Raw genomic sequence first — 23,548 nt, 5'->3', positions numbered from 1 at the left:
CTTTGTTATTCCCTAAATTTTAGGGTGCAGGTCCAATTAACACTAAGGTTCTTGGTCTCTCCACATAGCCTTCTCGTCCGTCAGGAACAATTTCCACCAGATCAATCTGAGTTGGACCAATATGGGTAATCCGGCCTTGATTCATTCCGATATAGTTCCCCACCTGTACACGCTCAATTTGGTGGTCAGGTGTTTGAATAAGCGCCATGACTTGCCCGCGGTTGTTACGCATACTTCCTTTCATATTTAAGGATTCTAATGCATAGCTTTCGAGTGGCTGAGGTGCGCGGGAGAAATTCGGATATACCTGTTTTCCAGCCATAATTTTGAGTTCAGCCGCAAGTGAGCTTGGTAAAAAAGGACTCTTTAACTGATGGGCTGCATAATTAAACTGAGGCACAGGTGTAAAAACAGGTGCAGGTTCTATAGCTTGTGGTGGCTGATTACGTATATCGGCCATTTGCTGATTTACGGCGTCGATTCTTGAGTCGCATCCAACTAAAACCAAGCCTATCCCCAGAGAAAGTAAAATTTTCTTTAGTTTCATTAATTATCCTCCTACTTTCGCTTTGACTTCTTGATAGAAGGAATATTTACATTATGGCTATCGGAGGTGTTGGCTTGGTTCTCACCATTTATCCCTTGTGAATCATTATTATTTTGGCTTTCACTTGCTCCCATATAGCGATAAGTTTTTGCTTTAATAGCATAATTAAGCACAGGAATATCTGATTTACTATCTTTAACAGGAGCAGCTTCAACGACAAAATCGTGCATGGTTACAATACGCGGTAATGCGGCAATACTGCTGACAAAAGCACCAAAAGCGTGATAATCGCCTGTTGCCTCAATCGTAATTGGCTGTTCAATAAAAATTTCCTGCTTCACTTCATCTTCTAAACGGATATTTTTAAACTTCAGACCAGAATTCACCCCTGTTAAGTTAATATCTTCAACTAAACTTGGAATTTCGGTCTCCTTTGGCAATTGTTCTAACTGCTGATTAAAGTTCGCTTGCATCTCTTGAAGTTGAAGCTGATATTGCTGCAAGTTACGTAATTTTGAATCTTTTTCTCGAAACTCATTTAATAAATTACTTTCTTGTGCTTGAGCATTATCAATTGCTTGGAGCTTTGGCTGAATAGCAACAAAATATCCCAAGGCCAATACAGCAAAGAAAATAAAAATCCAGCACGTAATTTTCACAGATAATGGCCAGCTACCATAACTGTTCATATCGAGTGTGTTAAATTGCTGAAGAAATTTTTCTAAGGTAATCTTTTTTTTCTTAGATGGAGCTTGTTCTAAAGACAGCTCATGAAGTTCATCAAGACTCATTTTGCTACCTCCTTATCCGTACTTACAGATGCGTTGGCAGTATCATCTGTTACTGTCACTCCCATTTCCCCTAAATCAACAGTAACGACAAAACTGCCATAGCTATCTTCCACTCGGGGAAGCAAAGAACTCACAGCCTTATCTTTTTTCTCTTCAGTCGCCAAGAAAGAATTCATAAAAGCATTGCGATACCATGGGGATGCTTCGAGATTACGTAATAACTCTGCAACTGTATTTGGACTTTCTGCTTTACCTTCAATGGTAAATTTATCTCCAGTTCGACTGAATTTGGTCAAATACATAGCTGCCGGAGTCACGCGCACCAATTCATCTACCAAACGCACGACGACTGGACGCTGACTTTGCAAACCTTGAATGAGTTTCATACGCTCAATAATGGCATCACGTTGTTCTTGCAAACCGTTTAAGGTTTTAAGTTGTTGATCTAGATTTTGGTTTGTACTGATGATGAGCTGATTCGCTTGTTCTTGATCATCTAATTTTTGATTCAAATAAAACCACCCGGAAAATACAGTGGTTATCCCCAAAACAACGACCCCAAAACATAAAATAATAAATTGTTTTTTACGCTGCTCCCTAAGCCCATCACGCCAAGGAAGTAAATTAATTGTTGCCATTAATCAAAACTCCTTAAAGCCAAGCCACATGCCACCATTAGTGATGAGGCATCGTTTTCAATTTTTTGAATGTCGACTTGAGGAGAAAAACCCATTTGTAAAAACGGGTTGGCAATAGTGACTCGGTAACCAAGTTTTTGTTGCAACAATTTAGCTAGCCCTGGAATATTGGCATTCCCGCCTGCTAGCAAAATATGGTCAATTTCGTTGAATTGAGATGAAGAAAAGAAAAATTGTAGCGATCTAGCCGCTTGCTGCACTACAGCATCTAAAAATGGCTCTAAGATTTCGATGTCATAATCATCTGGTAAAGAACGTTCTTTCTTAGCCCGTCCCGCCTCTTCTAATGACAAACCATAACGGCTTTGAATTTCGAGAGTAAGCTGTTTACCACCGAAGACTTGTTCACGGGTATAAACGATTTTGCCATTTTGCATAACCGATAATGTGGTCATGGTATGGCCAATGTCTAAAATACCAATAGTATTTGCACCCATGGGTAAGCTATCAGCAAACACACTAAAAGCACGCTCGACCGCATAACTCTCGACATCAGCAAGTTTAGGCGTTAAATCTACCAGTTCCAGTACTTCTACGCGTGTTTCAACATTTTCTGTGCGCGTTGCGACTAAAAGTACATTCACACGATTTGGATTTGGCAGTCGATCTGGTAAAACCTCAAAATCAAGGCTCACCTCATCCAAAGGGAACGGTATATATTGCTCCGCATCTAATCGAATCTGAACTTCACGTTCATCATCGTTCATATCTGCATCCATTTCGATGGTCTTATGAATGACCGTCGATGTCGGAACAGCAATTGCAGCATTACTGGTTTGGGGATTTGCTAAATTCATCGCCCGTTCCAAAGCTTCTGCAACTGCTTCTGGATTTAAGATATTTTTTTCAACTACACTGTTCTCAGGTAAAGGCGTCAAAGCATAACTTTCCACCCAATATTTACCGTTCTTAACAGAGAGCTCTAACAACTTAACAGAAGTCGAACTAATATCGACGCCCATTAACCCCTTATTCGGTTTACGATATAACCTGAGCACACTATTGTCCTATTATTTTTTTATCCCCAAAAAAAATTACAAACCAATAATCTCGGTCTTTATTTTTACACGGATACAATATCTCATCTAACAATCCGCATGTCTAAAGGCTATACTGACCACAATTAGTTTGTATTCGATCTTATTAAAGCTTACTTATCATGAAAAAGCTATCCAGTTTGGGCTTCGTGCGTCCAATTTTTTTGATCATTATTATTATCTTAGTCTCACTTCCGATGGGCTTTTATGGCATGTATCTCTATATCGCCCCATCGCTTCCAGAAATGAGTTCACTAAAGAAAGCTCCGCTTTTAAAACCGCTTCAGGTCTATACTTCAGACAATCAACTGATTGCCGAGTACGGTGGTAAGCTTTCTATTCCAGTTGAATACAAACAAATTCCTCCTGCTTTTATCCATGCATTTTTAGCAGCAGAAGACTCTTCTTTCTTTGAACATAGCGGGATCAGTTTTAAAGGCTTAGGTCGTGCTTTAAGTGAAAGTGTGACAGGTTCAGATGTGCAAACTGGTGGTTCAACGATCACCATGCAAGTTGCAAAGAACTATTATTTGAGTCCAGAAAGAACCCTAAAACGTAAAATAACCGAGATCTTTTTGGCTCGAAAAATTGAGCAGAATTTATCTAAAGAAGAAATTCTCAGTCTTTATGTGAATAAAATCTTCTTAGGCAAAAATGCGTATGGTATCGCGGCAGCAGCCAAGATTTATTACAACAAAAGTATTAATGAACTGAGCGTTGCCCAAATGGCAATGATCGCTGGTTTGCCAAAAGCACCATCTAAATACAACCCAGTGGTTAATCCGGAACGTGCACTCGAACGACGTAACTGGATTTTGGGTCGTATGTTACAACTGGGTTATATTACTCAAGCAGAATATCAAAAAGGTGTAGCAGAACCGATTAACCTGAACATGCCCAATCGAGATTTAAATAATATTCACCCGTACGCTGGCGAAATGGTTCGTTCAGAACTTGTAAAGCACTTTGGTGAACAAGCGATTGATTCTGGTTATAAAGTCTACACAACGATTAATGCTAAACGCCAAGCGATTGCAGAAAAATCTGTGCAAGATGGTCTTGAAGCTTATGACCGTCGTCATGGCTGGCGTGGTGCAGAAGCGCATGACAAACCATTAAGTGAATTTAGAGCATATGCCAACACTTATCCTGCGCAAGTTACTAAGGTAAATAGCAGCTCTTTTGAAGCATTAATGCAAGATGGCTCAACCGTTACTGTTCAGTGGTCAGGCATGTCATGGGCACGTCCCTATCGCAATGCAAATAGTGTAGGTGGTGCTCCTTCGCGTGCATCTCAAATTGTAAAAGTTAAAGATATTGTTCGTTTACGCCCAAATGATAATAAAACTGCATGGTCTTTAGTTCAGGTTCCTAAAGTTCAAGGTCAACTTATTGCAATTAACCCGAATGATGGTTCAATTGAAGCAATTGTAGGTGGCTATAACTTCTACCAATCAAAATTTAACCGTGCCTTACAAGGCTGGCGCCAACCGGGTTCTACGATCAAGCCATTCCTCTATGCTTTAGCATTAGAAAGAGGTATGACCCCGTATAGCATGGTGAATGATAGCCCAATTACGATTGGCAAATGGACACCACGAAACTCTGATGGACGTTACCTAGGTATGATTCCATTACGTCGTGCTTTGTATTTGTCTCGTAATACCGTATCAGTAAGACTTCTACAAACTGTAGGGATTGAACGTACTCGCCAATTATTTATGGATTTTGGTTTACAAGAAGATCAAATTCCACGTAACTACACCATTGCACTAGGTACGCCTCAAGTATTACCAATTCAAATGGCAACTGGATATGCAGCGTTTGCAAATGGTGGCTATCGTGTACAACCCCACTTCATTCAACGTATTGAAGATGCTTACGGCAAAGTTATTTATGAAGCCAAACCGGAATACGCATGTATTCCATGTATTAATGCACCTGACACAACAGGTGATGAGCAAAAACCTACAACAACTGATGATGAAGTCATCGAAGTTACGAATAAAGACGTAGAGCAGAAGGAAAAGGCTGCTAAGCAGCTTAATCTTAAACAGACTGATAAAAACAACAGTCAATATCGCCAAGCTCAACGTATTTTAAAATCAAGCTCTGCTTACGATATGGCGAATATCTTACGTGACGTAATTGAGCATGGTACAGGTCGTGCTGCGCTTAAAATTGGCCGTAGTGATTTAGGTGGTAAAACAGGTACTACGAACGATGCAAAAGATGCATGGTTTGCAGGCTTCAACGGTAAGTTAGTGACTGTAGCATGGGTTGGATTTGACCAGCCGACTACACTTGGTCGCCGTGAATATGGTGGTATTGCCGCATTACCAATCTGGATTAACTTTATGGGTCAAGCATTGCAAGGTACGCCAGCAGCTTGGGTTCGTTTAGATAAAGACGCTCAAGGTCCTATTTCTCGTGACAAACAACAAACCGTTACTGAAGTAGGCGATAAGAAAACTTATCGTGCTGCTCCACCATTAGCGCGTCCGCTCTACCGTCCAGCACCGCCGCAACCAAAACTGAGCAATGACAATGACTTCTCTGATTTACCGGGCGAAGAAATTGTTATTCCATCTAAGGCTGCGCCTCCTGCTATGAAACCTTCACAGGAGCCTGCGCCTAAGCGTGAAAAAGATGAATTAGAAAATCTGATTAATCAGATTGAATAGCAAAAAAAAGAAGCCATCATCAGATGGCTTCTTTTTTTTGCGCTCTTAAAATAGATCATCAGATGGCTTTTTTAGTGCGCTTCTGAAAAACATATATTTGAAAAGATGCTGTTACTTCTAATTGTGAGTGCTGCTCTAACTGTGAACGGCGCTCAGGAGAAGCTTTGTAAGCATAAGGCGTCATAGCAATTAGATTTTTTAAAGCTTGCTGCTCAAGCACAAAAGGTGCATCAATAATTTGCTCTTGTTTTAGCTCAAACAAATCTTGCAACTGCTCTACAAACTTTTCTGGTGTGTGAGGGTTCACTTGTTCAAAAAGAGCCTCACGCATGGCGTATAAATGTTCAGAGGCAGGCGTAACAACTATTAAATAACCCTCATCTTTTAAAACACGCGCAATTTCGGCTTGGGGAATCGGGCTAAATAAACTGGTGCAGGCATCCATGCTATGGTCTAGCACCGGTAAAGTCGCCCCTGTTCCTACAACCCAAGTTACTTCAGGATTGAGCTTTGCCGCGCGCTGTACAGCAGTTTTCGCAATATCAACACCAACACAGTGCTCAACGACTTGCTGCATAGCACTTGTATAGTAGCCCTCACCACAACCAATATCGAGTATCGCTTTTACATCGAGTTGTTTTAATAAATCGACTACAGCCTGCTGTAATGGCTGATAGTAACCACCTTGTAAAAAAGCTCGGCGCGCATCTACTGACTCGGGTGTATCCCCAGGGTTTTTACTATGTTTATGTTGCACAACATGTAAATTGACATAGCCTTGCTTAGCCACATCGTAACTATGCCCTTGCTCACATCGCCATGTTCTTTCAATTAAATTTAGGGGTTGACGACACACAGGACACATTAAAATTTGCTTAGCCACTTTTAATTATTCTCTTGTTCTTTTTGTTGTAAATAAGCCTTTGCATGCAGTCCAACAAAGGTGCGACCTGCATTTGTTCCCTTAATCCATTCATCTACCTGAAATAAATCAAACAGACCTACTTTGATCAAGGTTGGAATTGCAATTTTCAATTCTTCCTCAATTTGTCCTCTTTCCCCTGCATTATATAATTCAATATTGTGCAGCATTGTCGCTACAGTTCCTGTTTGAACCTGACTTCCATCTTTAAGTACAACTTGAGGTAATACTTCGCCCTCTCCAACTACTTTTTGATTAATCACAGATAATTGGTCTAGACCAGCAACTTTTGTCATTCACCTCTCCAATAAAAAAAGCCAGTAGAACTGGCTTTATATTGACACTAAAATAAGATCTATCGCAATTTTAAAGTCATTAGACCTAAAACTACTAATATAATTGTAATAATCCAAAAACGAATCACGACTTGCGTTTCTTTCCAGCCCTGCTTTTCATAATGATGATGCAGCGGCGCCATTAAGAACACACGTTTATTACGCATACGCAACGAGCCGATTTGCAAGAATACAGATACTGCCTCCATTACAAATACACCGCCCATAATTGCAAATACGATTTCTTGGCGCACCATAACTGCAATTGTTCCAAGCATCGCACCCAAAGCTAAAGCGCCAACATCACCCATAAATACTTGAGCAGGATGCGCGTTATACCAAAGGAAAGCCAAACCTGCACCAATCATGGCAGAACAGATCACCACAAGCTCAGAGGTATATTTCACATACGGAATATGTAAGTAGTTAGCGAAACGGATGTCACCAGACAAGTAAGCAAATACGCCCAAGCCCGTCGCTACCATAACCACTGGCATGATTGCCAAGCCATCCAAACCATCTGTTAAGTTAACTGCGTTAGAAGCACCATTAATCACCAGATAGGTAAACACAATAAATGCTAAACCTAACGGAACAATTGAGAGTGGAATTGAAAGATTCTTAAAGAATGGAATCAATAAATCCAACATGTTTGCGGTATGTTCTGCATTGGACTGTTGAGTTGCGATTAAATATAACGCAATACCTGCCCCAAGAGACGCAACAGAAGTCCAGAAAAACTTCTTACGTGCAGGTAAACCCGCATTATCTTTATAGCGAATTTTAATCCAGTCATCTGCCCAGCCTACAGCACCGAACACAACCATTACACCAAGCACAATCCAGACATAAGGGTTAGATAAATCAGCCCATAGCAAGGTACTAATACCAATTGAAAGCAGAATTAAAATCCCGCCCATGGTTGGTGTACCCATTTTTTTAGCATGATTTTCAGGAGCAAACGAACTTACTGCCTGACCGTATTTTAACGCTTGTAATTTACGAATCATGATCGGTCCAAGGACCAGACCAATGGTCAGTGAAGTTAATACACTGAGTAAAGAACGTAATGTTAAATAACGAACGACCTGAAACGAGCTGTGATAGCCCGCAAGTTGTTCAAACAACCATAACAGCATTTAAAGTTTCTCCATCAAATCAGCCATCAACGTTTCCATATGAGTAAAGCGAGAACCTTTAAACAGGAAACTCATGGACTGGGGTTGATGTGTTTGGATTAGATTAATTAAAAATGGAAGCGCCTCAGCTTGTGTCTGAAATGCTTTCATTTTATTAGAATGAGAGCCTGCACCCTCGAGAGCAGCTGGAGCAAACTGCCCAACCGCAATAATATGGTCTAAAGGAAGCTCGGCGAGATCACGCCCTAAATCATGATGCTCTTGCCAACTGCTATCACCTAACTCACCAATATCCCCGATGACCATCACTTTTACGCCTTGTTGCTGCAACAACACTTGTGCAGCAGCGCGCATAGAAGTTGGATTGGCATTATAGGTATCATCAATAAATAAGTAAGGTGACTTTTGAATAAAGTTAAGACGACCTTTCGCTCCCTCAGCTTGCTCTAAACCTTGAACAATATCTTCTAGTCCAATACCAAGTGCCAAAGCAAAAGCTACGGCTGCGGTCGCATTTTGAACATTATGCTCGCCGGCAAAAGGAAGCTTAACAGCACTACTACCTTGCGGTGTATGAAGATTAAAATTCGTTGACTGGGGCAATAAATCAATATCTGTTGCATAGACATCGCCTCCTACACCAAATGTTGAAATGCTATGCGCCTTTGCAGCTTCAAGAATTTCGGCAGTAAAGTCATCTTGTTGCGGCACGATTGCAACGCCATTCGGTAAAATATGGTGATAAATTTCCGATTTAGCACGGCAAATACCTTCACGCCCACCAAATTCACCCAGATGAGCTGTACCAATATTTAAAATGCCTGCAACATGGGGCTGAACAATTTTTGAGGTGTAATCAATCTCGCCTTGATGGTTTGCACCCAACTCCATCACCGCATATTGATGTTCCTTGCGAAGCTCTAGCAACATCATCGGGACACCAAGGTCATTATTTAAATTGCCTCGGGTAATTAATGTCGGTGCTAAGCGCGACAATATACTTCCCAACATTTCTTTGGTCGTCGTTTTACCACTACTGCCCGTCAAGGCAATTACCTTTAATTGTGGGTTCTGTTCACGGCGATAAGCGCCAAGTTGTCCTAAAGCCAAACGGGTGTCGGTAACAACAAGTTGAGCAATATCAATATCTAGCGGACGTTCAACAATGGCGATTTGACAACCATTTTCAGCAACTTGCGCAACGAAATCATGCGCATCAAAACGCTCACCTTTTAGCGCTAAAAAGGCATCCCCAGTTTCCGCATGACGCGAGTCCGTCAAAATACGTTTAATTTCAGTTTGAGGGATCTGGTCTTTATGCCAGTAGCCCTGTGTTGCCTGTTGTAATTGTTGAGCTGTCCACGGTTCCAAAGGCACGGTACTGGTGGTTGAAGTATGCATAATTTGTCCTATTGTGCAGGGTAAGCAGCGTCTACAGTATGATGTTGCGCAGCAATCGCTGATTGCACTTCGACAACATCATCAAACCAGTGACGCACGCCATTAATTTCTTGATAATTTTCATGTCCTTTACCAGCAATCACAACAATGTCGCCAGGCTGAGCCTGTTGTGCAACAAATTTGATTGCTTCACGGCGGTCATGAATTTCATGCATACGGTGCCCTGAAAAATCGATTTCTTGCTTCATGTCTGCAAAAATCTGTTCAGGGTCTTCTGTTCGTGGGTTATCTGAAGTCAAAATAATCGGGTTTGCACCATCTAAAGCTGCTTGAGTCATAAGTGGACGCTTACCGCGATCACGGTCTCCACCACATCCAAATACTGCCCAAAGTTGATTCGAAACATGGCGTTTTAGTGTTTTAAGCACTTGAATTAATGCATCTGGTGTGTGCGCATAATCAACAACAAATAAGCGATCACCATCGCGAATGACCTGCATTCTGCCTGGCGCACCAATCAGTTGAGGAACGAAAGCGACTAGTGCTTTTAAAACAAAACCCGCTTGTTCAGCAGCAATGAGTGCTGCAACCAAGTTTTCGACATTAAAATGCCCCAATAACGGACTTTGTACCTCAAAAGAACCGTGTGGACTCACTAAATTAAATGTTGCCCCAGCTAAACTGTAACTTAGGTCAGTAATATAATAATCGGCAGTATTTTGAGTAAGTGAATACGTTAAAATTTTTGGTTGAGCAGGATTTTCCTTTGCTGCATTTATCATAAGAGCAGCATGCTCATCATCTAAATTAATAACAGCTACTTTTAAAGAATTGAAACGGAATAAAAGAGCCTTTGCTTCTGCGTAAGCTTCTAAAGTTCCATGATAATCCAGATGATCACGACTCAAATTACTATAAACGGCAATCTCAATAGCACAGCCATTTAAACGTCCTTGCTCTAAACCATGTGAACTTGCCTCTAAAGAAGCAAAAGTCGCACCTTGTTTAGCATAATCATGCAATGCATTTTGTAGGTGTAAAGCATCAAGCGTAGTATGAGTTGATGGCGTTAAGTCTGGCAAAATACCATTACCTGTAGTACCCATCACGGCACAACGCTGTTGTTGTGAGCTAATTAATTCAGCCACTAGACGCGAAATTGTGGTTTTACCATTTGTACCAGTCACGGCAATAATACGTGCTGGCGTCACAGGATCTATACGCTGTAAATAACGCTCTTGCCATTCGCCCATACGTTGACGCACATCAGGACATACCCACTCATTTGCCACACCCAGCTCAGTCTCACTAATGATGGCAAGCGCACCATTCACTAAAGCCGACTCAGCAAAGGTACGCGTTTTTTCAGGTTGGCTATAACTGGTCAAAGCGATAAAGATCTGGCCTGACTCAACCTTACGGCTGTCTAAACTAAAACCATGAAAAGGCTGCTTAGACCAGTGTGCATCAATCTCGACTGGATTAATTTCTTGAAAAGAAACAGACATAGCTTACCTGCGAATAGGATTTACTGAAGTATCAAGGGGCTTATCAAGCGGCACATTCATTAAACGCAATGATTCTTGCATAATGCGTGCAAAAACAGGGGCCGCAACCAAACCACCGTAATAACGACCTTGTGGATTTTCAACAACGACAATAACTGCTAAACGAGGATCGCTAATCGGAGCTACACCTGCAAATAAAGCACGGTATTCATTATTTGAATAACCTTTGCGGTCTGCACGAAGTTTATGAGCCGTACCCGTTTTACCGCCAACACGATAACCCGGAATATTAGCTTGTTTGGCAGTACCACCCGGCATAGTTACTTGCTCGAGCATAAGCAAAACCTGATCAGCAATTTTTGGAGCAAGAACTTGCTCACCTTTCGGTGCTTGATCGAGCTTATGTAGGCTTAAAGGCATTTTCACCCCATGGTTTGCAAGCATTGCATAGCCTTGCGCCAACTGGAGAATAGTTGCGTTTAGACCATAACCATAAGCCATAGTACCGATTTGAGAAGAGTTTAATTTGCTTACGGGAAGCACTAAACCAGAGCTTTCGCCAGGGAACTTCACAGCAGAACGTTTACCAAAGCCAGCACGATTAAAGAAGCTCGGTAATGTTTCCTTAGGAAGTGATAACGCAATTTTTGCCGAACCTACGTTTGATGACTTGATAATTACGCCACTAACCGTCAAAGCACCATAGTTATGTGTATCGCGAATGGTATGCCAACCTAAACGCATTGAACCAGGTGAAGTGTTGACAATCGTATTTGGTGTGTATTTTCCAGTTTCGAGCGCAGCAGAAATCGTAAAAGGCTTCATGGTAGAACCCGGTTCGAACATATCAATCGCACCGCGGTTACGCATAGCATCTTTATTAGATAAGCCGTTTTTATCATTCGGGTTATAAGATGGCCAACTGGTCATTGCCAGAATTTCACCTGTTTTAACATCTACAGCGATTGCTGTTGCCGAACGGGCATTATTTGCAACGCCAGCAGCAGTCAACTCACGATACATAATATATTGCAAACGAGAGTCGATACTTAAAGTGATGTTTTCGCCTGGCTCACCTTCACGAATAACCTCTGAAACTTTTAAGCGGTTACCACGTTTATCACGAATAATTTTTTGCTCACCATCCACACCTGACAGTTGTTTATTCAACTGCATTTCCAAGCCTTCAATCCCTTGGCCTTCGCTATTTGTTAGACCAATAATCTGAGCATTTGGCTGTGGTTGAGGATAATAACGTTTATATGTTTTCTCGGCATAAACGCCTTGGAAGTTACCCTTTGTAATCAGATCTGCCTGTTGTGGTGGCACTTCTTTTTTCAAAACTAAATAACGAGAACGTGGACGTGCATTCATCTGTTTCTTAAGATCGGCACGGTCTAAGCCAACCACATCAGCCAATTCATCAAGATTCAGGTTTTTATCTGGTAATTGGCGTTTTAACTTACGATTATTCGGATCTTTCTTTAATTCTGCCGTAATTTCGTCATATAAATGCTTAGTATCAAAATAATCACGCGGATCCATTACGATTTTCATGATCGGAGTACTGATCGCTAAAGGCACACCATGGCGATCGCTAATCACCCCACGCATTGCCTCAATACGTTCCGTACGCAAAATATTGGCATTGGCCTTGTTTTGTAAAAAGTCTTTATTAATGACTTGCACATAAAATGCACGTGCAATTAATACAACAAAACAGAGCAGTACTGTTGCCCAGAGCAGATAAAACCGCCACATATCAAAGGCAAGAGTTGGTTTTTCCGAAATAGACTGCTGTTTTTTCCGTGTTTGCTTTGTTCGCTTATCTACCATACAGCAAGGCCTTACTTATTTTGCTCTGAGGTCATCGGTAAAGAAATTACCACCGTTTCTGCAGCAGGTGGCGAAAACATCCGTAGTTGGGTTACAGCACGCGTACCAATCTGTGCTGTTGCACCGAAGGTTTGTTGCTCAATAAGCAAACGCCCCCATTCAGCATTGAGATCATCACGCTCACGCATATAAGAGCTAAGCTCTCTATAATCATGACGATATTCAAATACTTGAAATACCACCATCATGGCACTAATAAAAACAAGTGCCACTAGTACGGTATATACCACAACTTTTTTCACCACTTTATTTTCGGTGGTTTCAATTTCATCACTGCTTTTCATTACGCGCCTTTTTGTTCCAAGCGTTCAGCAACCCGAAGCCATGCACTACGTGAACGAGGATTCGCTTTTACTTCTTCTTCACTCGCACGAACCCGTGAAATTTTCTTTAACCTTCTTGTATCTACCTGTTGCTGTGGCATCCCCCAGCCAAAATCTTCTGCCAAAGTCGATTCTTTTTGAATAAATTGTTTGATCAAGCGATCTTCAAGAGAATGAAAGCTAATCACAGACAAACGTCCTTTTGGTTTTAGCAAGTCTACAGCTTGTGGTAAAAATACTTCAATATCATCTAGTTCTTTATTAATAGCAATACGAATTGCCTGAAATGTACGTGTGGCTGGATGCTTATGTTTTTCCCATTTTGGATGAGCTGTTTTAACAAGTTCTGCCAACTGTGCAGTCGTGTCGAGTCTTCCAGCCTGTTTAATAGCTTTTGCAATACGTCGACTATAACGTTCTTCGCCATATTGATAAATAATATTTGCCAATTGTTCTTCTTCAATTTCAAGCAACCACTCAGCCGCAGTTAATCCTTTAGAGTTATCCATGCGCATGTCTAACGGACCATCTTGCATAAAACTGAAACCACGCTCAGCTTGGTCGAGTTGAGGAGATGACACCCCTAAGTCAGCCATAATGCCATCAACACTCATCACACCAATTTCCTGCATTTTTTCTTTAATATCAGCAAAACTGGCATGAATAATAGTAAATCTTGGATCTTCTTGTGCCAAAGCAGCCGCAACTTCCAAAGCTTGAGGGTCTTTATCAAATGCATACACTCGTGCATTTTCATCAAGTTTCGAGAGCAATAAACGTGTATGCCCACCTCGTCCGAAGGTTGCATCGATATACACCCCTGTTGTGCGATCTGCCAATAAGCTCTCAACGGTCTCAAAAAGTAAGACAGAAATATGCGACATAGGTGTTAAATCATTGCGTAAAAATGTAACTGCACATTATCACCTTGTTTATGTCCAACACCAAACGGCTTTTTGTAGGAAAATATTAATTTTTCATAGATAAAACCGTTTTATTAGCATTTTTTAAGCAAAAAAAGAAAGCAAGCCCACTTTTTTAAGTTTGCTTACTTTCTTTATAAATATTTAGCTTTTAACTTTTCTTTTGGACTACTATTTTTTAAACATTCTATTTACTGTTTGCCACCATAAATTTGATCAAAAATAGCGCCATTTGCAAAATGAGTTTTCTGTGCTTTAGCCCAGCCACCGAATACATCATTAATGGTAAATAATTTAATTTTTGGGAATTGCGCTGCATATTTCGCAGCTACTTGAGCATTACGCGGTCGGAAATAATGTTTAGCAGCCAATTCTTGGCCTAAAGGTGAATATAAAAAGTTTAAATAGCCTTTTGCTAAAGTTCGGTTTCCATCTTTATCTACGGTTTTATCTACAATCGCGACAGATGGTTCAGCTAAAATCGAAATTGATGGATAAACAATTTCATATTTATCTTTATCTAGTCCTTTAGTTGCCAATAATGCTTCATTTTCCCAAGACAATAAAACATCACCAATGCCACGTTCAGCAAATGTTGTAAGTGAACCACGTGCTCCTGAATCAAGCACTTTCACATTGTGATAAAGCTTTTTAACCAGCTCACGAGCTTTAGCATCATTTCCACCCGGCTGTTTTAAAGCATATCCCCACGCAGAGAGATAAATCCAACGCGGTGCGCCACCTGTTTTAGGGTTAGGTGTAATAATTTCTATTCCCGGTTTTGTTAAATCATTCCAGTCGCGTATGTTTTTTGGATTACCCTTTCGCACTAGAAATACGACAGTTGAAGTATAGGGCGCCGAGTTATTTGGAAATTCTTTTTGCCAATTTGGCTGAATAAAACCAGCTTTCACAATCTCGTCAATGTCATTCGCAAGTGCTAACGTTACTACATCAGCCTCAAGCCCTGTTGCTACTGCACGAGCCTGTTTACCAGATCCCCCATGCGATTGTTTAAATTCAACATCTTGCCCTGTCCGCTGTTTCCAAAACTTACCAAAAGCCTGATTATATTCTTGATAAAACTCCCGCGTCGGGTCATAAGAGACATTTAAAAAAGAAGTAGCTGCTTGAGCTGCTGTTAACGCCATTCCTATATACAAAGCGACAGCCATTATTGATATTTTTTTCATTTACAAAATCCATCATTCATTTTAGTTTTACTATATTTTTAATTTTATTTTTTACAATCAATTACTTATATTTATATCTTTATTACTAATCTTTTTTAAAGATATACTTTAGAATGTCTGAGTTATTCATTTTTGAAAAATTTTGTAATTATTCTTACAACTTATTTAGGACCTTCACTTTATCTACACATTAATTTGATAAATAATGAAGTGCAAAGGATACATATGGTTTACATTTAAGTCGACCAGATTAAAATATAGGTAAATTTTGTAAAAATTGTGACACAGTTCAACTTTTTTATTAAGATTTATGTTTAAATCGTAGTATTACCGTAATTTTACATTTTGTTAAACTCAAAAAATAGATGAAATGTAATGAACAGAGGGGATGATTAACAATGAAAATTCATTATGGAAAAGCGTTAAGCTTAAGTTTGGTGCTGGGCTTGGCATCACAGTTCTCTGCAGCAGCAGTACTTAAAGATACTCCAAATAAAACTGGTTCAGATAAGCAAACTTCACTTATTGAAAAAGCTTTAGATCAACAAAAACGCAACCCTATTGTGTTACCGTCTACAAATGATGAACTTAAAGTTCTAAATACGATTCGCGTTACACCAACTCAAAATTTTCTAGCTGCACAACATGAGCGTTTTTCACGTTTTGTTCAGGCAATCTTTCAGCCGCATGCTTCTTAAAATCTGAAACACCCCCTCTTCGTTTCAGTTTTAGCCCAGACTGACGTTAAATAAAACGTCAGAATACTGGGCTTTTTCGTTATAATAGTTTCAATTTTTATTCTGACCCTTTATCTATGAAAGTTCGTACTCGTATTGCACCTTCCCCTACTGGTTTTCCTCATGTCGGCACAGCCTACATTGCTTTATTTAACATGTGTTTTGCAAAACAACATGGTGGAGAATTTATTTTAAGGATTGAAGATACAGACCAACTTCGTTCTACACCAGAATCTGAAAAAATGATTTTGGATTCATTACGTTGGTTAGGTTTAAATTGGTCTGAAGGTCCAGATGTAGGTGGTCCGCATGCACCATATCGTCAATCTGAACGTATGGGAATTTATAAGCAATACGCATTAGAACTTGTTGAAAAAGGTCATGCTTTTTACTGTTTTGCAACAGCAGAAGAACTTGACCAGATGCGTGCGGAACAACAAGCACGTGGCGAAACACCAAAATATGATGGCCGCGGCTTAAAGCTTTCTCAAGAAGAAGTGACTCGCCGTCTTGAAGCGGGTGAACCTCATGTCATTCGTATGAAAGTGCCTGAAGAAGGTGTTTGTAAATTTAATGACTTGCTCCGTGGAGAGGTTGAAATTCCTTGGGCACAAGTCGATATGCAAGTTCTTCTTAAAACAGATGGCTTACCAACTTACCATTTAGCTAACGTTGTTGATGACCATTTAATGGAAATCACTCATGTATTGCGTGGTGAAGAATGGCTCCCATCTGCACCAAAGCATCAATTGCTTTACCAATATTTTGGTTGGGAAATGCCAACACTTTGCCATATGCCATTGTTGCGCAACCCAGATAAATCAAAACTATCTAAACGTAAAAACCCAACATCAATTAACTACTACCGCGATATCGGTGTATTACCAGAAGCCTTGTTAAATTATTTAGGCCGTATGGGTTGGTCAATGCCAGATGAAAGAGAAGTTTTCACATTACAAGACATGATGGATAACTTTGACATTCAACGTGTATCACTAGGCGGACCAATTTTTGACGTTGAAAAATTGAACTGGCTTAACGGTCAATGGATCAAAGGGTTAACTCCAGGTCAATTATTAGACCGCTTATTAACATGGAAGAGTGATCGCAGCACTTTAGAAGATATTGCTGCCGCTATTCAACCACGTATTAATTTACTTTCAGAAGCTGTGAATTGGGCTGGTTTCTATTTCAACCATATGCCACAAATCACAGCAGAAATGTTTGAAAGTAAAAAATTGACTCAAGAGCAAGTTCGTCAAAGTTTGCAATTTGCAATTTGGCGTCTTGAAGGCCAATTTACTTGGAATAATGACACCGTTAGCCAAACCCTAATGGATCTTGCAAATCAGATGGGCATTAAATTACGTGATTTTATGCCAGCGTTCTTTATTGCAATTGCCGGTTCAACGAGCTCAACACCAGTTATGCAGTCAATGGTTACGCTTGGACCTGATTTAACTTTCGCTCGCTTACGTCATGCCCTAGAAATTGTGGGTGCACCAAGTAAGAAAGAAGTTAAAAATTGGGAAAAACTCAATGAGAGCTTAAAATTGCCGAAAAATGACGCAACTAGCGAAGTTTAATTCATTTTTTTGTTGACGTGTGAGCGCATTCACCCTAAGATTGCGCTCACACAAACTGGGGTCATAGCTCAGTTGGTAGAGCGCTACAATGGCATTGTAGAGGTCAGCGGTTCGATCCCGCTTGACTCCACCACGCTCCTTTGTGTTTGCCTCATCAAGTCCCTATCGTCTAGAGGCCTAGGACATCGCCCTTTCACGGCGGTAACCGGGGTTCGAATCCCCGTAGGGACGCCATATTCTGCTTTAATAATTATTAAAAGACTCTCTCGTCACCTTACTGTTTATTCTTTATCTCTTTCTAGATTGCACATTTGTCTATTTTATCTAAAATAGCGTCTTTCTTAATTCTCTCAATGTGTAATATGCAGCCATCTGACAATCAACTAGATGCTCATCAGCATCAGAACAGTACTGCACCTTTAAAAAGAGCCATGAGTACTCGCCATCTTGTGATGTTATCACTGGGCGGAGCGATCGGAACTGGTCTATTTTTAGGTTCAGGGGAAGTCATTTCACAAACTGGAGCTATTGGCGCAATTATTGCCTATATTCTTGGTGGCGCGATCGCTTACATGGTTATGCTCTGCCTAGGAGAACTCGCTGTACACATGCCTGTTTCAGGGTCTTTCGGTGCATATGCCAAAAAATATATTAGTCCAAGTACGGGCTACATGATTTCTTGGATGTACTGGCTAACTTGGACGGCAACGCTTGGAACCGAATTCACAGCCGCGGCTCTACTCATGCAAGAATGGTTCCCGCATATTTCAATGTGGATTTGGACAATTATTTTTGCGGTTACTATTTTTGGCTTAAATATTAGTTCAACTCGTATTTTCGCTGAATCTGAATTCTGGCTAGCCCTTGTTAAAGTCATTACCGTCATTGCCTTTATTGTGCTGGGCTTATTAGCAATTTTTGGTTTAATTCCATTCCATGGTTCCCAAACTGCTCCTCTATTTAGCAATCTGACAGCTCAAGGCTGGTTTCCTCATGGTTTAATTCCTATTTTTACAACCATGTTAATTGTTAATTTTGCTTTCTCAGGAACCGAATTAATTGGTGTAGCAGCAGGTGAAACAAAAGATCCGGCTCAAAATGTTCCAAAAGCAATTAATGCTGCAATCTGGCGTCTACTTATTTTCTTTGTAGGTACTATCATTGTTATTAGTGCTTTGCTTCCTTTCCAACTTGCTGGCTTAGGCGGTGATGGCGTAAGTAGCAGCCCTTTCGTTACTGTATTTAATTATATTGGCATTCCATATGCGGATGGCATTATTAGGTTTGTAATTATTACAGCTCTGCTTTCGGCAGCAAACTCTGGACTTTATGCTGCTTCACGTATGATGTGGTCACTGTCGGAACAAAAATTACTGCCTAGCGTATTTGCCACTCTATCAAAAAGTGGAACACCGATTGTAGCTCTAGTGGTAACGATGTTCGGTGCCATTCCGGGTTTGTTATCAGAGCAATTTGCACCAGAGACTATTTTTAAAAATCTGCTTGGTGTTGCGGCTTTTACTATGGTCATTGTATGGATGAGTATTTGTTTAAGTCAGTTCAATTTCCGTCGCCAATGGTATCGATCAGGCCATACGGTTAAAGACTTACAATATGCTGCCCCTCTATTCCCTATTGTGCCAATTTTAGGTTTCGTTTTCTGTTTTATTACTTGTTTAAGTATGGCAGCAGATCCTGAAATGCGTGCCGGTTTTGTAGGCTGTCTAATTTTCACAGCTTTATGCTATCTCAGTTATTTTATTTTTTACCGCAATAAGGCCTAAACTTATTGTTGTGAAAAAAGTGTAGCAAAAAGCTACACTTTTTTTTGCCTACATACTGGTTTTCGACAAGATACCGTTGTAGATTGAAATTTATATTAAAAACAAAATCTTGTATAGAATGAAAATTATATTTATCCACGGGATGAATCAACAAAACTACACAGCACATCGCTTGAAAGAGCATTGGTTAAAAGTATTTAAGCTCGGCCTAAAACAAATGCCTTGCAAAATTAATGTCCGCGATCTTCATATTCATATGCCGTTTTATGGCGACCTAATGACTAAATATCAATTAAGCAATCAATTAGACCTTAATACGTTATTACCTAAATCATTTTTAAATAATTATTTGCCCATTCACTTCCATCACAACAATCCCCCAGCTAAAGAACACACCCCATTTGTTCCCTTATTACCTCCAGCAACAGATCCAGCTGAAAAAAGCTTTTCGGAACGACTTTATCTCACTTCTCAGCTTGTAAAAGACCGCGTACTCAAAGAGCTAGTCGTACTTTTAAATAACTTCCCTAAATTGCATGAAAGTTTGATCCAGCAGTTTTTAATTGAAACATATATGTATTTGTCTAATCCTGAGTTTATGCAGGAAGTGAATGAGCGGATTTTAAAGAAAATGCGAGAAGACGAAGATTATATTATCGTTGCTCATTCTCTCGGCTCGGTTATTGCTTTTAACCTTCTTTCGGACCCTACTTATCAGTTTTCGATTAAACGATTTATAACGCTAGCTTCTCCTTTATCTTTTCGCGTGATTCAAAGCAAGCTTGCCAGTCCAATTTCTAGACCACCCTGTATCCATGGTGATTGGTTTAATTTTTACTCACAAGATGATTTTTTGACCGCATTTCCATTATGCGAGGCTCCATTTAATTTTGAGCCGCCTATTATTAATCAGAAAATTTATACTTTCGCTAACCAGCCACATGAGATTTTAGGGTATCTACAACACCCCTCGGTTATAAAGGCTATTATTGAGCCTTTTCAGAAAAATGAAGGCTAAATGTATATATTTTCTACGATTTGAGTTATTTTTAATCGCTTGACTGTTTTTTTTAATATTTCTTCAGAAAACTATTTGACACTTTTATTAAATCGACCTAATATACGCCCACCTCTGAAACGTCCCTATCGTCTAGAGGCCTAGGACATCGCCCTTTCACGGCGGTAACCGGGGTTCGAATCCCCGTAGGGACGCCAATATTTTTTTTCAGATGTATGCCTCATATAAGTCCCTATCGTCTAGAGGCCTAGGACATCGCCCTTTCACGGCGGTAACCGGGGTTCGAATCCCCGTAGGGACGCCAAATTCTAAAAAGCCACTGCATAACGTCAGTGGCTTTTTTCTTGCCTTAAAAATAAAAAGCCAATCAATAATTAGCTTTTCATATGCTCTACTAACCTGCAATCCCTACTTGTACTTCAAGACGACCCGACTGTACTCGAAGCCCCCTAATTTCAAACTGATCTACCAGTTGCTGCACAAGCTCGCGACTTTCTCTCAAAATATTCAAGCCCGGTAAAATACTAAAATCAGTCAAACTTAAAAGCTTTTCAACCATCCATGAGCGATTATTAATAAAGTCAATAAATCCTGCTTGCTCTAGATCAATAAACCACATGCGGTGGCCATCGCGTTGGATTCCGGGAATATCGCCAATCAAATGATTAATCAGTGATGGAATGGGTAACATATTTACGACTTCAAAACCCACTCGACCAATACGGCGTACCGCCCAATTGGATAAGGTTCCCCCATGACGAATCTGGACGTCGAGACTCTCATCCATTTGACGTAGGCGCAAGAATTTTTCCTGCCCAATACGACATTCCAATACTTTAAAATCCAAACTCAAACGATACATGAAACGATGGTAATGCCCATCAATCTCGACTTGGAAACTATCATTGCCACATTTGATTTTAATATCATCAATTTCAGAGCGGTCAATGCGCTTTCGGATTTGATTATTTAATAATATTTCAGGTAAGTACAAAGTTAAGGTACTTTTCCCCAAAAATGTCCGCGCCATAATCAATGCGACTTGGCGTGCTGTTTCACTGGTTTCAGACACCATATCTCTTACAGTGCCTGCTGCCAGATTTGTCATGCCCACAACGCCACGTCTCGTCTGAGTAGTGACTTGATCAAGTGCATCCAAAGCCGCATCAGCAACTCCAGCAATATTACGTGTTGTGTCACTCGCAAACCCAACTGCATCTTGAGCATGTTGCAATGTCTTATGCAGTAATCGACGAGATAATGACGGTTTCGCGGTATCTGGGGTAGCTAAAACCGATGCTGTCGTTGTAGGCTGCGACTTATTGTCATCTTGTTGACCCAAGTCCCTTTCTCCTTTTTATATTTATTTCACATCCTATTTACGAGTATTTAAGCTCATTTATCGTGCTCATCACACTTCATTTTTCTGTAGATTAGCATGCTCTACAATATTATTTTAATTTTTATGTGTACGGATAAATCATCATTTTTTTATATTTCTTTGTTTATTCATAAGTAATTTTTATGCTAACTCAAAGCATCTCATCGATATCTTACAAATTTTTTTCTTTCTGCACATTTCCGTTAGAATAGATTCAAACTAAATGTGGAGTTCTCATGCAATATCGTTGCCCTAAATGTCAAAGTGTTAAAATTATGCCTGTGAGCCAAGGCGTTAACAGCGCGAAACCTGTCGTTCCTAAAAGTCTGGTTATCTTGATTCCTGCAATTTTTGTGCTTTTGCTCTTAGTAGTGATTAGCATTTTTATGTGGATTTTTGGCAATGGTGCAGGTAGTTCTCTTCAAATCGCAACAGTAGTTGCTTTTGTTGTAGCTGTAGGGGCAGGTTTTATGTTCTGGCGTGATTTGCCTGATTTCAAATTATCTATGCAAGCATTTATGCAGTCACAAAAGCACTGGAAATGCCGTGACTGCAATAACGAGTGGGAAATCTAATGAATAACTCACATCAGTTTAATGCTGATGTGAGTGTTTTTCGTCAGTATGTTCATGTGGAGCATGTTGATTAATATGCTGGCAATTGATCTCGGCATCGTCTTCAATTTGCAATGTCACTTCACCAATACCATGTTCATGAGAAAGCATTTCAACAGCATCTTGATATAACTTGGTACGGTCAGCTTGCGGCGCAAATAGATGCACCGTTAAATGAATATTTTTCGAAGTAATTGCCCATACTTTCAGTTGGTGGATACTCTCCACACCATTTAAAGAAAGTAGATCGGCACGCAGCTTCTCAATATCGACTTCTTCCGGCACCCCTTCGAGCAAAATATTAATACTCTGTTTCAGTAAAACCCATGTCCGTGGTAATACCCAAAAACCAATCAAGACTGCAATAAGCGTATCAATCCAATACCAGTTGGTGAAGTAAATGATAAGCGCCCCAATAATCACCCCTACCGAGCCTAGCGCATCACTCAATACTTCTAGATAAGCCCCCTTCACATTTAAACTGTTATTGGCACTCGACATGAGAATTTTCATTGAGATGAGATTAATCACCAAACCAATGGACGCGACAATCAACATTCCCAAGCTTTGAATTTCAGGTGGCTTAGAGAAGCGGATATAGGCCTCATATAAAATATAAATTGCCACCACAAAAAGCATGAGTGCATTAAATAAAGCAGCCAGAATTTCAAAGCGCTGATAACCGAAAGTGCGTTTATTATCGGCAGGACGTTTGGAAATTTGAATGGCGATCAAAGCAATTGCTAAAGCCGCTGCATCTGTAAACATATGTGCAGCGTCAGAAAGCAATGCCAAACTTTGCGTAATTAAACCTGCAATGACCTCAACAATTAAAAACGTTGTCGTAAGCGCTAAAGCAATCGTTAATTTCTTAGCATTACCTTCAGTCACTACAGCATGACTATGATCATGACCATGATGTCCACCCATTTTGCGGACTCCTTTTTATTTATCTTTATGGTGAGTTAAAAGTAACGATGAAGACACCATTACCTTTAACTCTTTCAAACACTTTTTTGAGTTGACTCTGT

At 40.2% G+C, this 23,548-nt stretch carries 21 protein-coding genes and 4 tRNA genes; 10 read left to right on the top strand and 15 right to left on the bottom strand.

Annotated features, from left to right (window positions below):
• Positions 1-19: 19 nt before the first annotated feature.
• The 4 genes from pilP to pilM are packed head-to-tail and all read right to left on the bottom strand — an operon-like array spanning position 20 to position 3,034.
• Positions 20-547 carry a pilus assembly protein PilP gene (gene pilP / locus SOI81_RS01465; RefSeq protein WP_239975230.1) on the bottom strand — a complete coding sequence of 176 codons (528 nt, stop codon included), beginning with the start codon at positions 545-547 and terminating at the stop codon, positions 20-22.
• An 11-nt stretch (positions 548-558) separates the two neighbouring features.
• Complete coding sequence (locus SOI81_RS01460) at positions 559-1,338, bottom strand: type 4a pilus biogenesis protein PilO (RefSeq protein ID WP_239975231.1); 780 nt, start codon at positions 1,336-1,338, stop codon at positions 559-561.
• Positions 1,335-1,976 (bottom strand): PilN domain-containing protein, encoded by a 642-nt coding sequence (gene pilN / locus SOI81_RS01455; protein ID WP_239975232.1) that lies wholly within the window; start codon positions 1,974-1,976, stop codon positions 1,335-1,337. Before pilN ends, SOI81_RS01460 begins: the two co-directional genes overlap by 4 nt.
• A complete protein-coding gene (pilM, locus tag SOI81_RS01450; protein ID WP_224992062.1) occupies positions 1,976-3,034 on the bottom strand; it encodes a pilus assembly protein PilM in 1,059 nt (352 codons plus the stop codon). The genes pilN and pilM overlap by 1 nt, the downstream gene beginning before the upstream one ends.
• A 161-nt stretch (positions 3,035-3,195) precedes the next feature.
• Here pilM and ponA point away from each other — a divergent pair, with 161 nt between their 5' ends.
• Positions 3,196-5,757 carry a penicillin-binding protein PBP1a gene (ponA, locus tag SOI81_RS01445; protein WP_224992063.1) on the top strand — a complete coding sequence of 854 codons (2,562 nt, stop codon included), beginning with the start codon at positions 3,196-3,198 and terminating at the stop codon, positions 5,755-5,757.
• 58 nt (positions 5,758-5,815) lie between these two features.
• On the opposite strand, the gene rrmA is transcribed toward ponA, so the two are convergent.
• The 9 genes from rrmA to sbp all read right to left on the bottom strand — a co-directional run bounded on the left by rrmA (position 5,816) and on the right by sbp (position 15,397).
• Complete coding sequence (gene rrmA / locus SOI81_RS01440; protein WP_320541142.1) at positions 5,816-6,640, bottom strand: putative RNA methyltransferase; 825 nt, start codon at positions 6,638-6,640, stop codon at positions 5,816-5,818.
• Between the two features lie 2 nt (positions 6,641-6,642).
• Positions 6,643-6,975, bottom strand: coding sequence for a hypothetical protein (locus tag SOI81_RS01435; protein ID WP_016142876.1), 333 nt, complete (start codon positions 6,973-6,975; stop codon positions 6,643-6,645).
• 59 nt (positions 6,976-7,034) lie between these two features.
• Complete coding sequence (gene mraY / locus SOI81_RS01430) at positions 7,035-8,153, bottom strand: phospho-N-acetylmuramoyl-pentapeptide-transferase (protein WP_002116751.1); 1,119 nt, start codon at positions 8,151-8,153, stop codon at positions 7,035-7,037.
• On the bottom strand, positions 8,154-9,554 hold the full coding sequence (murF, locus tag SOI81_RS01425) for a UDP-N-acetylmuramoyl-tripeptide--D-alanyl-D-alanine ligase (protein ID WP_320541141.1): 1,401 nt from the start codon (positions 9,552-9,554) through the stop codon (positions 8,154-8,156). It abuts the gene before it with no gap.
• An 8-nt stretch (positions 9,555-9,562) separates the two neighbouring features.
• Positions 9,563-11,062, bottom strand: a complete 1,500-nt coding sequence (gene murE / locus SOI81_RS01420) for a UDP-N-acetylmuramoyl-L-alanyl-D-glutamate--2,6-diaminopimelate ligase (protein ID WP_320541140.1) — start codon at positions 11,060-11,062, stop codon at positions 9,563-9,565.
• A gap of 3 nt (positions 11,063-11,065) precedes the next feature.
• Complete coding sequence (gene ftsI / locus SOI81_RS01415) at positions 11,066-12,898, bottom strand: penicillin-binding protein PBP3 (RefSeq protein ID WP_016142873.1); 1,833 nt, start codon at positions 12,896-12,898, stop codon at positions 11,066-11,068.
• Between the two features lie 11 nt (positions 12,899-12,909).
• Positions 12,910-13,242, bottom strand: coding sequence for a cell division protein FtsL (gene ftsL / locus SOI81_RS01410; RefSeq protein ID WP_016142872.1), 333 nt, complete (start codon positions 13,240-13,242; stop codon positions 12,910-12,912).
• Positions 13,242-14,165 (bottom strand): 16S rRNA (cytosine(1402)-N(4))-methyltransferase RsmH, encoded by a 924-nt coding sequence (rsmH, locus tag SOI81_RS01405; RefSeq protein WP_016142871.1) that lies wholly within the window; start codon positions 14,163-14,165, stop codon positions 13,242-13,244. The genes ftsL and rsmH overlap by 1 nt, the downstream gene beginning before the upstream one ends.
• A gap of 230 nt (positions 14,166-14,395) precedes the next feature.
• Positions 14,396-15,397, bottom strand: coding sequence for a sulfate ABC transporter substrate-binding protein (gene sbp, locus SOI81_RS01400; protein ID WP_239975236.1), 1,002 nt, complete (start codon positions 15,395-15,397; stop codon positions 14,396-14,398).
• A 398-nt stretch (positions 15,398-15,795) separates the two neighbouring features.
• Between sbp and SOI81_RS01395 the strand changes: the two genes are divergently transcribed.
• The 8 genes from SOI81_RS01395 (at position 15,796) to SOI81_RS01360 (ending at position 20,826) form a co-directional block, all read left to right on the top strand.
• The gene (locus SOI81_RS01395; RefSeq protein ID WP_016142869.1) at positions 15,796-16,095 is read left to right on the top strand and encodes a hypothetical protein; all 300 of its coding nucleotides are present in this window, start codon (positions 15,796-15,798) and stop codon (positions 16,093-16,095) included.
• A 116-nt stretch (positions 16,096-16,211) separates the two neighbouring features.
• Complete coding sequence (gltX, locus tag SOI81_RS01390) at positions 16,212-17,720, top strand: glutamate--tRNA ligase (protein ID WP_224992068.1); 1,509 nt, start codon at positions 16,212-16,214, stop codon at positions 17,718-17,720.
• 57 nt (positions 17,721-17,777) lie between these two features.
• Positions 17,778-17,853, top strand: a tRNA-Ala gene (locus SOI81_RS01385).
• Between the two features lie 25 nt (positions 17,854-17,878).
• Positions 17,879-17,954 (top strand) — tRNA-Glu (locus tag SOI81_RS01380).
• Between the two features lie 128 nt (positions 17,955-18,082).
• Positions 18,083-19,504, top strand: a complete 1,422-nt coding sequence (locus tag SOI81_RS01375) for an amino acid permease (RefSeq protein ID WP_239975237.1) — start codon at positions 18,083-18,085, stop codon at positions 19,502-19,504.
• 118 nt (positions 19,505-19,622) lie between these two features.
• Complete coding sequence (locus tag SOI81_RS01370; RefSeq protein WP_080649548.1) at positions 19,623-20,522, top strand: hypothetical protein; 900 nt, start codon at positions 19,623-19,625, stop codon at positions 20,520-20,522.
• A 121-nt stretch (positions 20,523-20,643) separates the two neighbouring features.
• Positions 20,644-20,719: transfer RNA gene (locus SOI81_RS01365), tRNA-Glu, on the top strand.
• Between the two features lie 31 nt (positions 20,720-20,750).
• Positions 20,751-20,826: transfer RNA gene (locus SOI81_RS01360), tRNA-Glu, on the top strand.
• Between the two features lie 90 nt (positions 20,827-20,916).
• Here the strand turns inward: SOI81_RS01360 and SOI81_RS01355 are convergent.
• Positions 20,917-21,864 carry a hypothetical protein gene (locus SOI81_RS01355; protein ID WP_016142865.1) on the bottom strand — a complete coding sequence of 316 codons (948 nt, stop codon included), beginning with the start codon at positions 21,862-21,864 and terminating at the stop codon, positions 20,917-20,919.
• 275 nt (positions 21,865-22,139) lie between these two features.
• On the opposite strand from SOI81_RS01355, the gene SOI81_RS01350 reads away from it, so the two are divergent.
• The gene (locus SOI81_RS01350) at positions 22,140-22,478 is read left to right on the top strand and encodes a hypothetical protein (protein ID WP_016142864.1); all 339 of its coding nucleotides are present in this window, start codon (positions 22,140-22,142) and stop codon (positions 22,476-22,478) included.
• 18 nt (positions 22,479-22,496) lie between these two features.
• Here SOI81_RS01350 and SOI81_RS01345 read toward each other — a convergent pair whose 3' ends face one another.
• On the bottom strand, positions 22,497-23,447 hold the full coding sequence (locus SOI81_RS01345; protein WP_239975238.1) for a cation diffusion facilitator family transporter: 951 nt from the start codon (positions 23,445-23,447) through the stop codon (positions 22,497-22,499).
• Between the last annotated feature and the right edge of the window lie 101 nt (positions 23,448-23,548).

It is taken from the genome of Acinetobacter pittii (genome assembly GCF_034067285.1).
GTDB lineage: Bacteria > Pseudomonadota > Gammaproteobacteria > Pseudomonadales > Moraxellaceae > Acinetobacter > Acinetobacter pittii_E.
The sequence above is the reverse complement of the archived record's forward strand: the minus strand, read 5'-3'. Positions and strand labels throughout refer to the sequence as shown.

Excerpts from the sequence above, each read along its gene's own strand:
- pilP (WP_239975230.1), bottom strand. The coding sequence starts at position 547 with ATGAAACTAAAGAAAATTTTACTTTCTCTGGGGATAGGCTTGGTTTTA.
- SOI81_RS01460 (WP_239975231.1), bottom strand. The coding sequence starts at position 1,338 with ATGAGTCTTGATGAACTTCATGAGCTGTCTTTAGAACAAGCTCCATCT.
- pilN (WP_239975232.1), bottom strand. The coding sequence starts at position 1,976 with ATGGCAACAATTAATTTACTTCCTTGGCGTGATGGGCTTAGGGAGCAG.
- ponA (WP_224992063.1), top strand. The coding sequence starts at position 3,196 with ATGAAAAAGCTATCCAGTTTGGGCTTCGTGCGTCCAATTTTTTTGATC.
- SOI81_RS01435 (WP_016142876.1), bottom strand. The coding sequence starts at position 6,975 with ATGACAAAAGTTGCTGGTCTAGACCAATTATCTGTGATTAATCAAAAA.
- mraY (WP_002116751.1), bottom strand. The coding sequence starts at position 8,153 with ATGCTGTTATGGTTGTTTGAACAACTTGCGGGCTATCACAGCTCGTTT.
- murF (WP_320541141.1), bottom strand. The coding sequence starts at position 9,554 with ATGCATACTTCAACCACCAGTACCGTGCCTTTGGAACCGTGGACAGCT.
- murE (WP_320541140.1), bottom strand. The coding sequence starts at position 11,062 with ATGTCTGTTTCTTTTCAAGAAATTAATCCAGTCGAGATTGATGCACAC.
- ftsI (WP_016142873.1), bottom strand. The coding sequence starts at position 12,898 with ATGGTAGATAAGCGAACAAAGCAAACACGGAAAAAACAGCAGTCTATT.
- ftsL (WP_016142872.1), bottom strand. The coding sequence starts at position 13,242 with ATGAAAAGCAGTGATGAAATTGAAACCACCGAAAATAAAGTGGTGAAA.
- rsmH (WP_016142871.1), bottom strand. The coding sequence starts at position 14,165 with ATGTCGCATATTTCTGTCTTACTTTTTGAGACCGTTGAGAGCTTATTG.
- sbp (WP_239975236.1), bottom strand. The coding sequence starts at position 15,397 with ATGAAAAAAATATCAATAATGGCTGTCGCTTTGTATATAGGAATGGCG.
- SOI81_RS01395 (WP_016142869.1), top strand. The coding sequence starts at position 15,796 with ATGAAAATTCATTATGGAAAAGCGTTAAGCTTAAGTTTGGTGCTGGGC.
- gltX (WP_224992068.1), top strand. The coding sequence starts at position 16,212 with ATGAAAGTTCGTACTCGTATTGCACCTTCCCCTACTGGTTTTCCTCAT.
- SOI81_RS01375 (WP_239975237.1), top strand. The coding sequence starts at position 18,083 with ATGCAGCCATCTGACAATCAACTAGATGCTCATCAGCATCAGAACAGT.
- SOI81_RS01370 (WP_080649548.1), top strand. The coding sequence starts at position 19,623 with ATGAAAATTATATTTATCCACGGGATGAATCAACAAAACTACACAGCA.
- SOI81_RS01350 (WP_016142864.1), top strand. The coding sequence starts at position 22,140 with ATGCAATATCGTTGCCCTAAATGTCAAAGTGTTAAAATTATGCCTGTG.
- SOI81_RS01345 (WP_239975238.1), bottom strand. The coding sequence starts at position 23,447 with ATGGGTGGACATCATGGTCATGATCATAGTCATGCTGTAGTGACTGAA.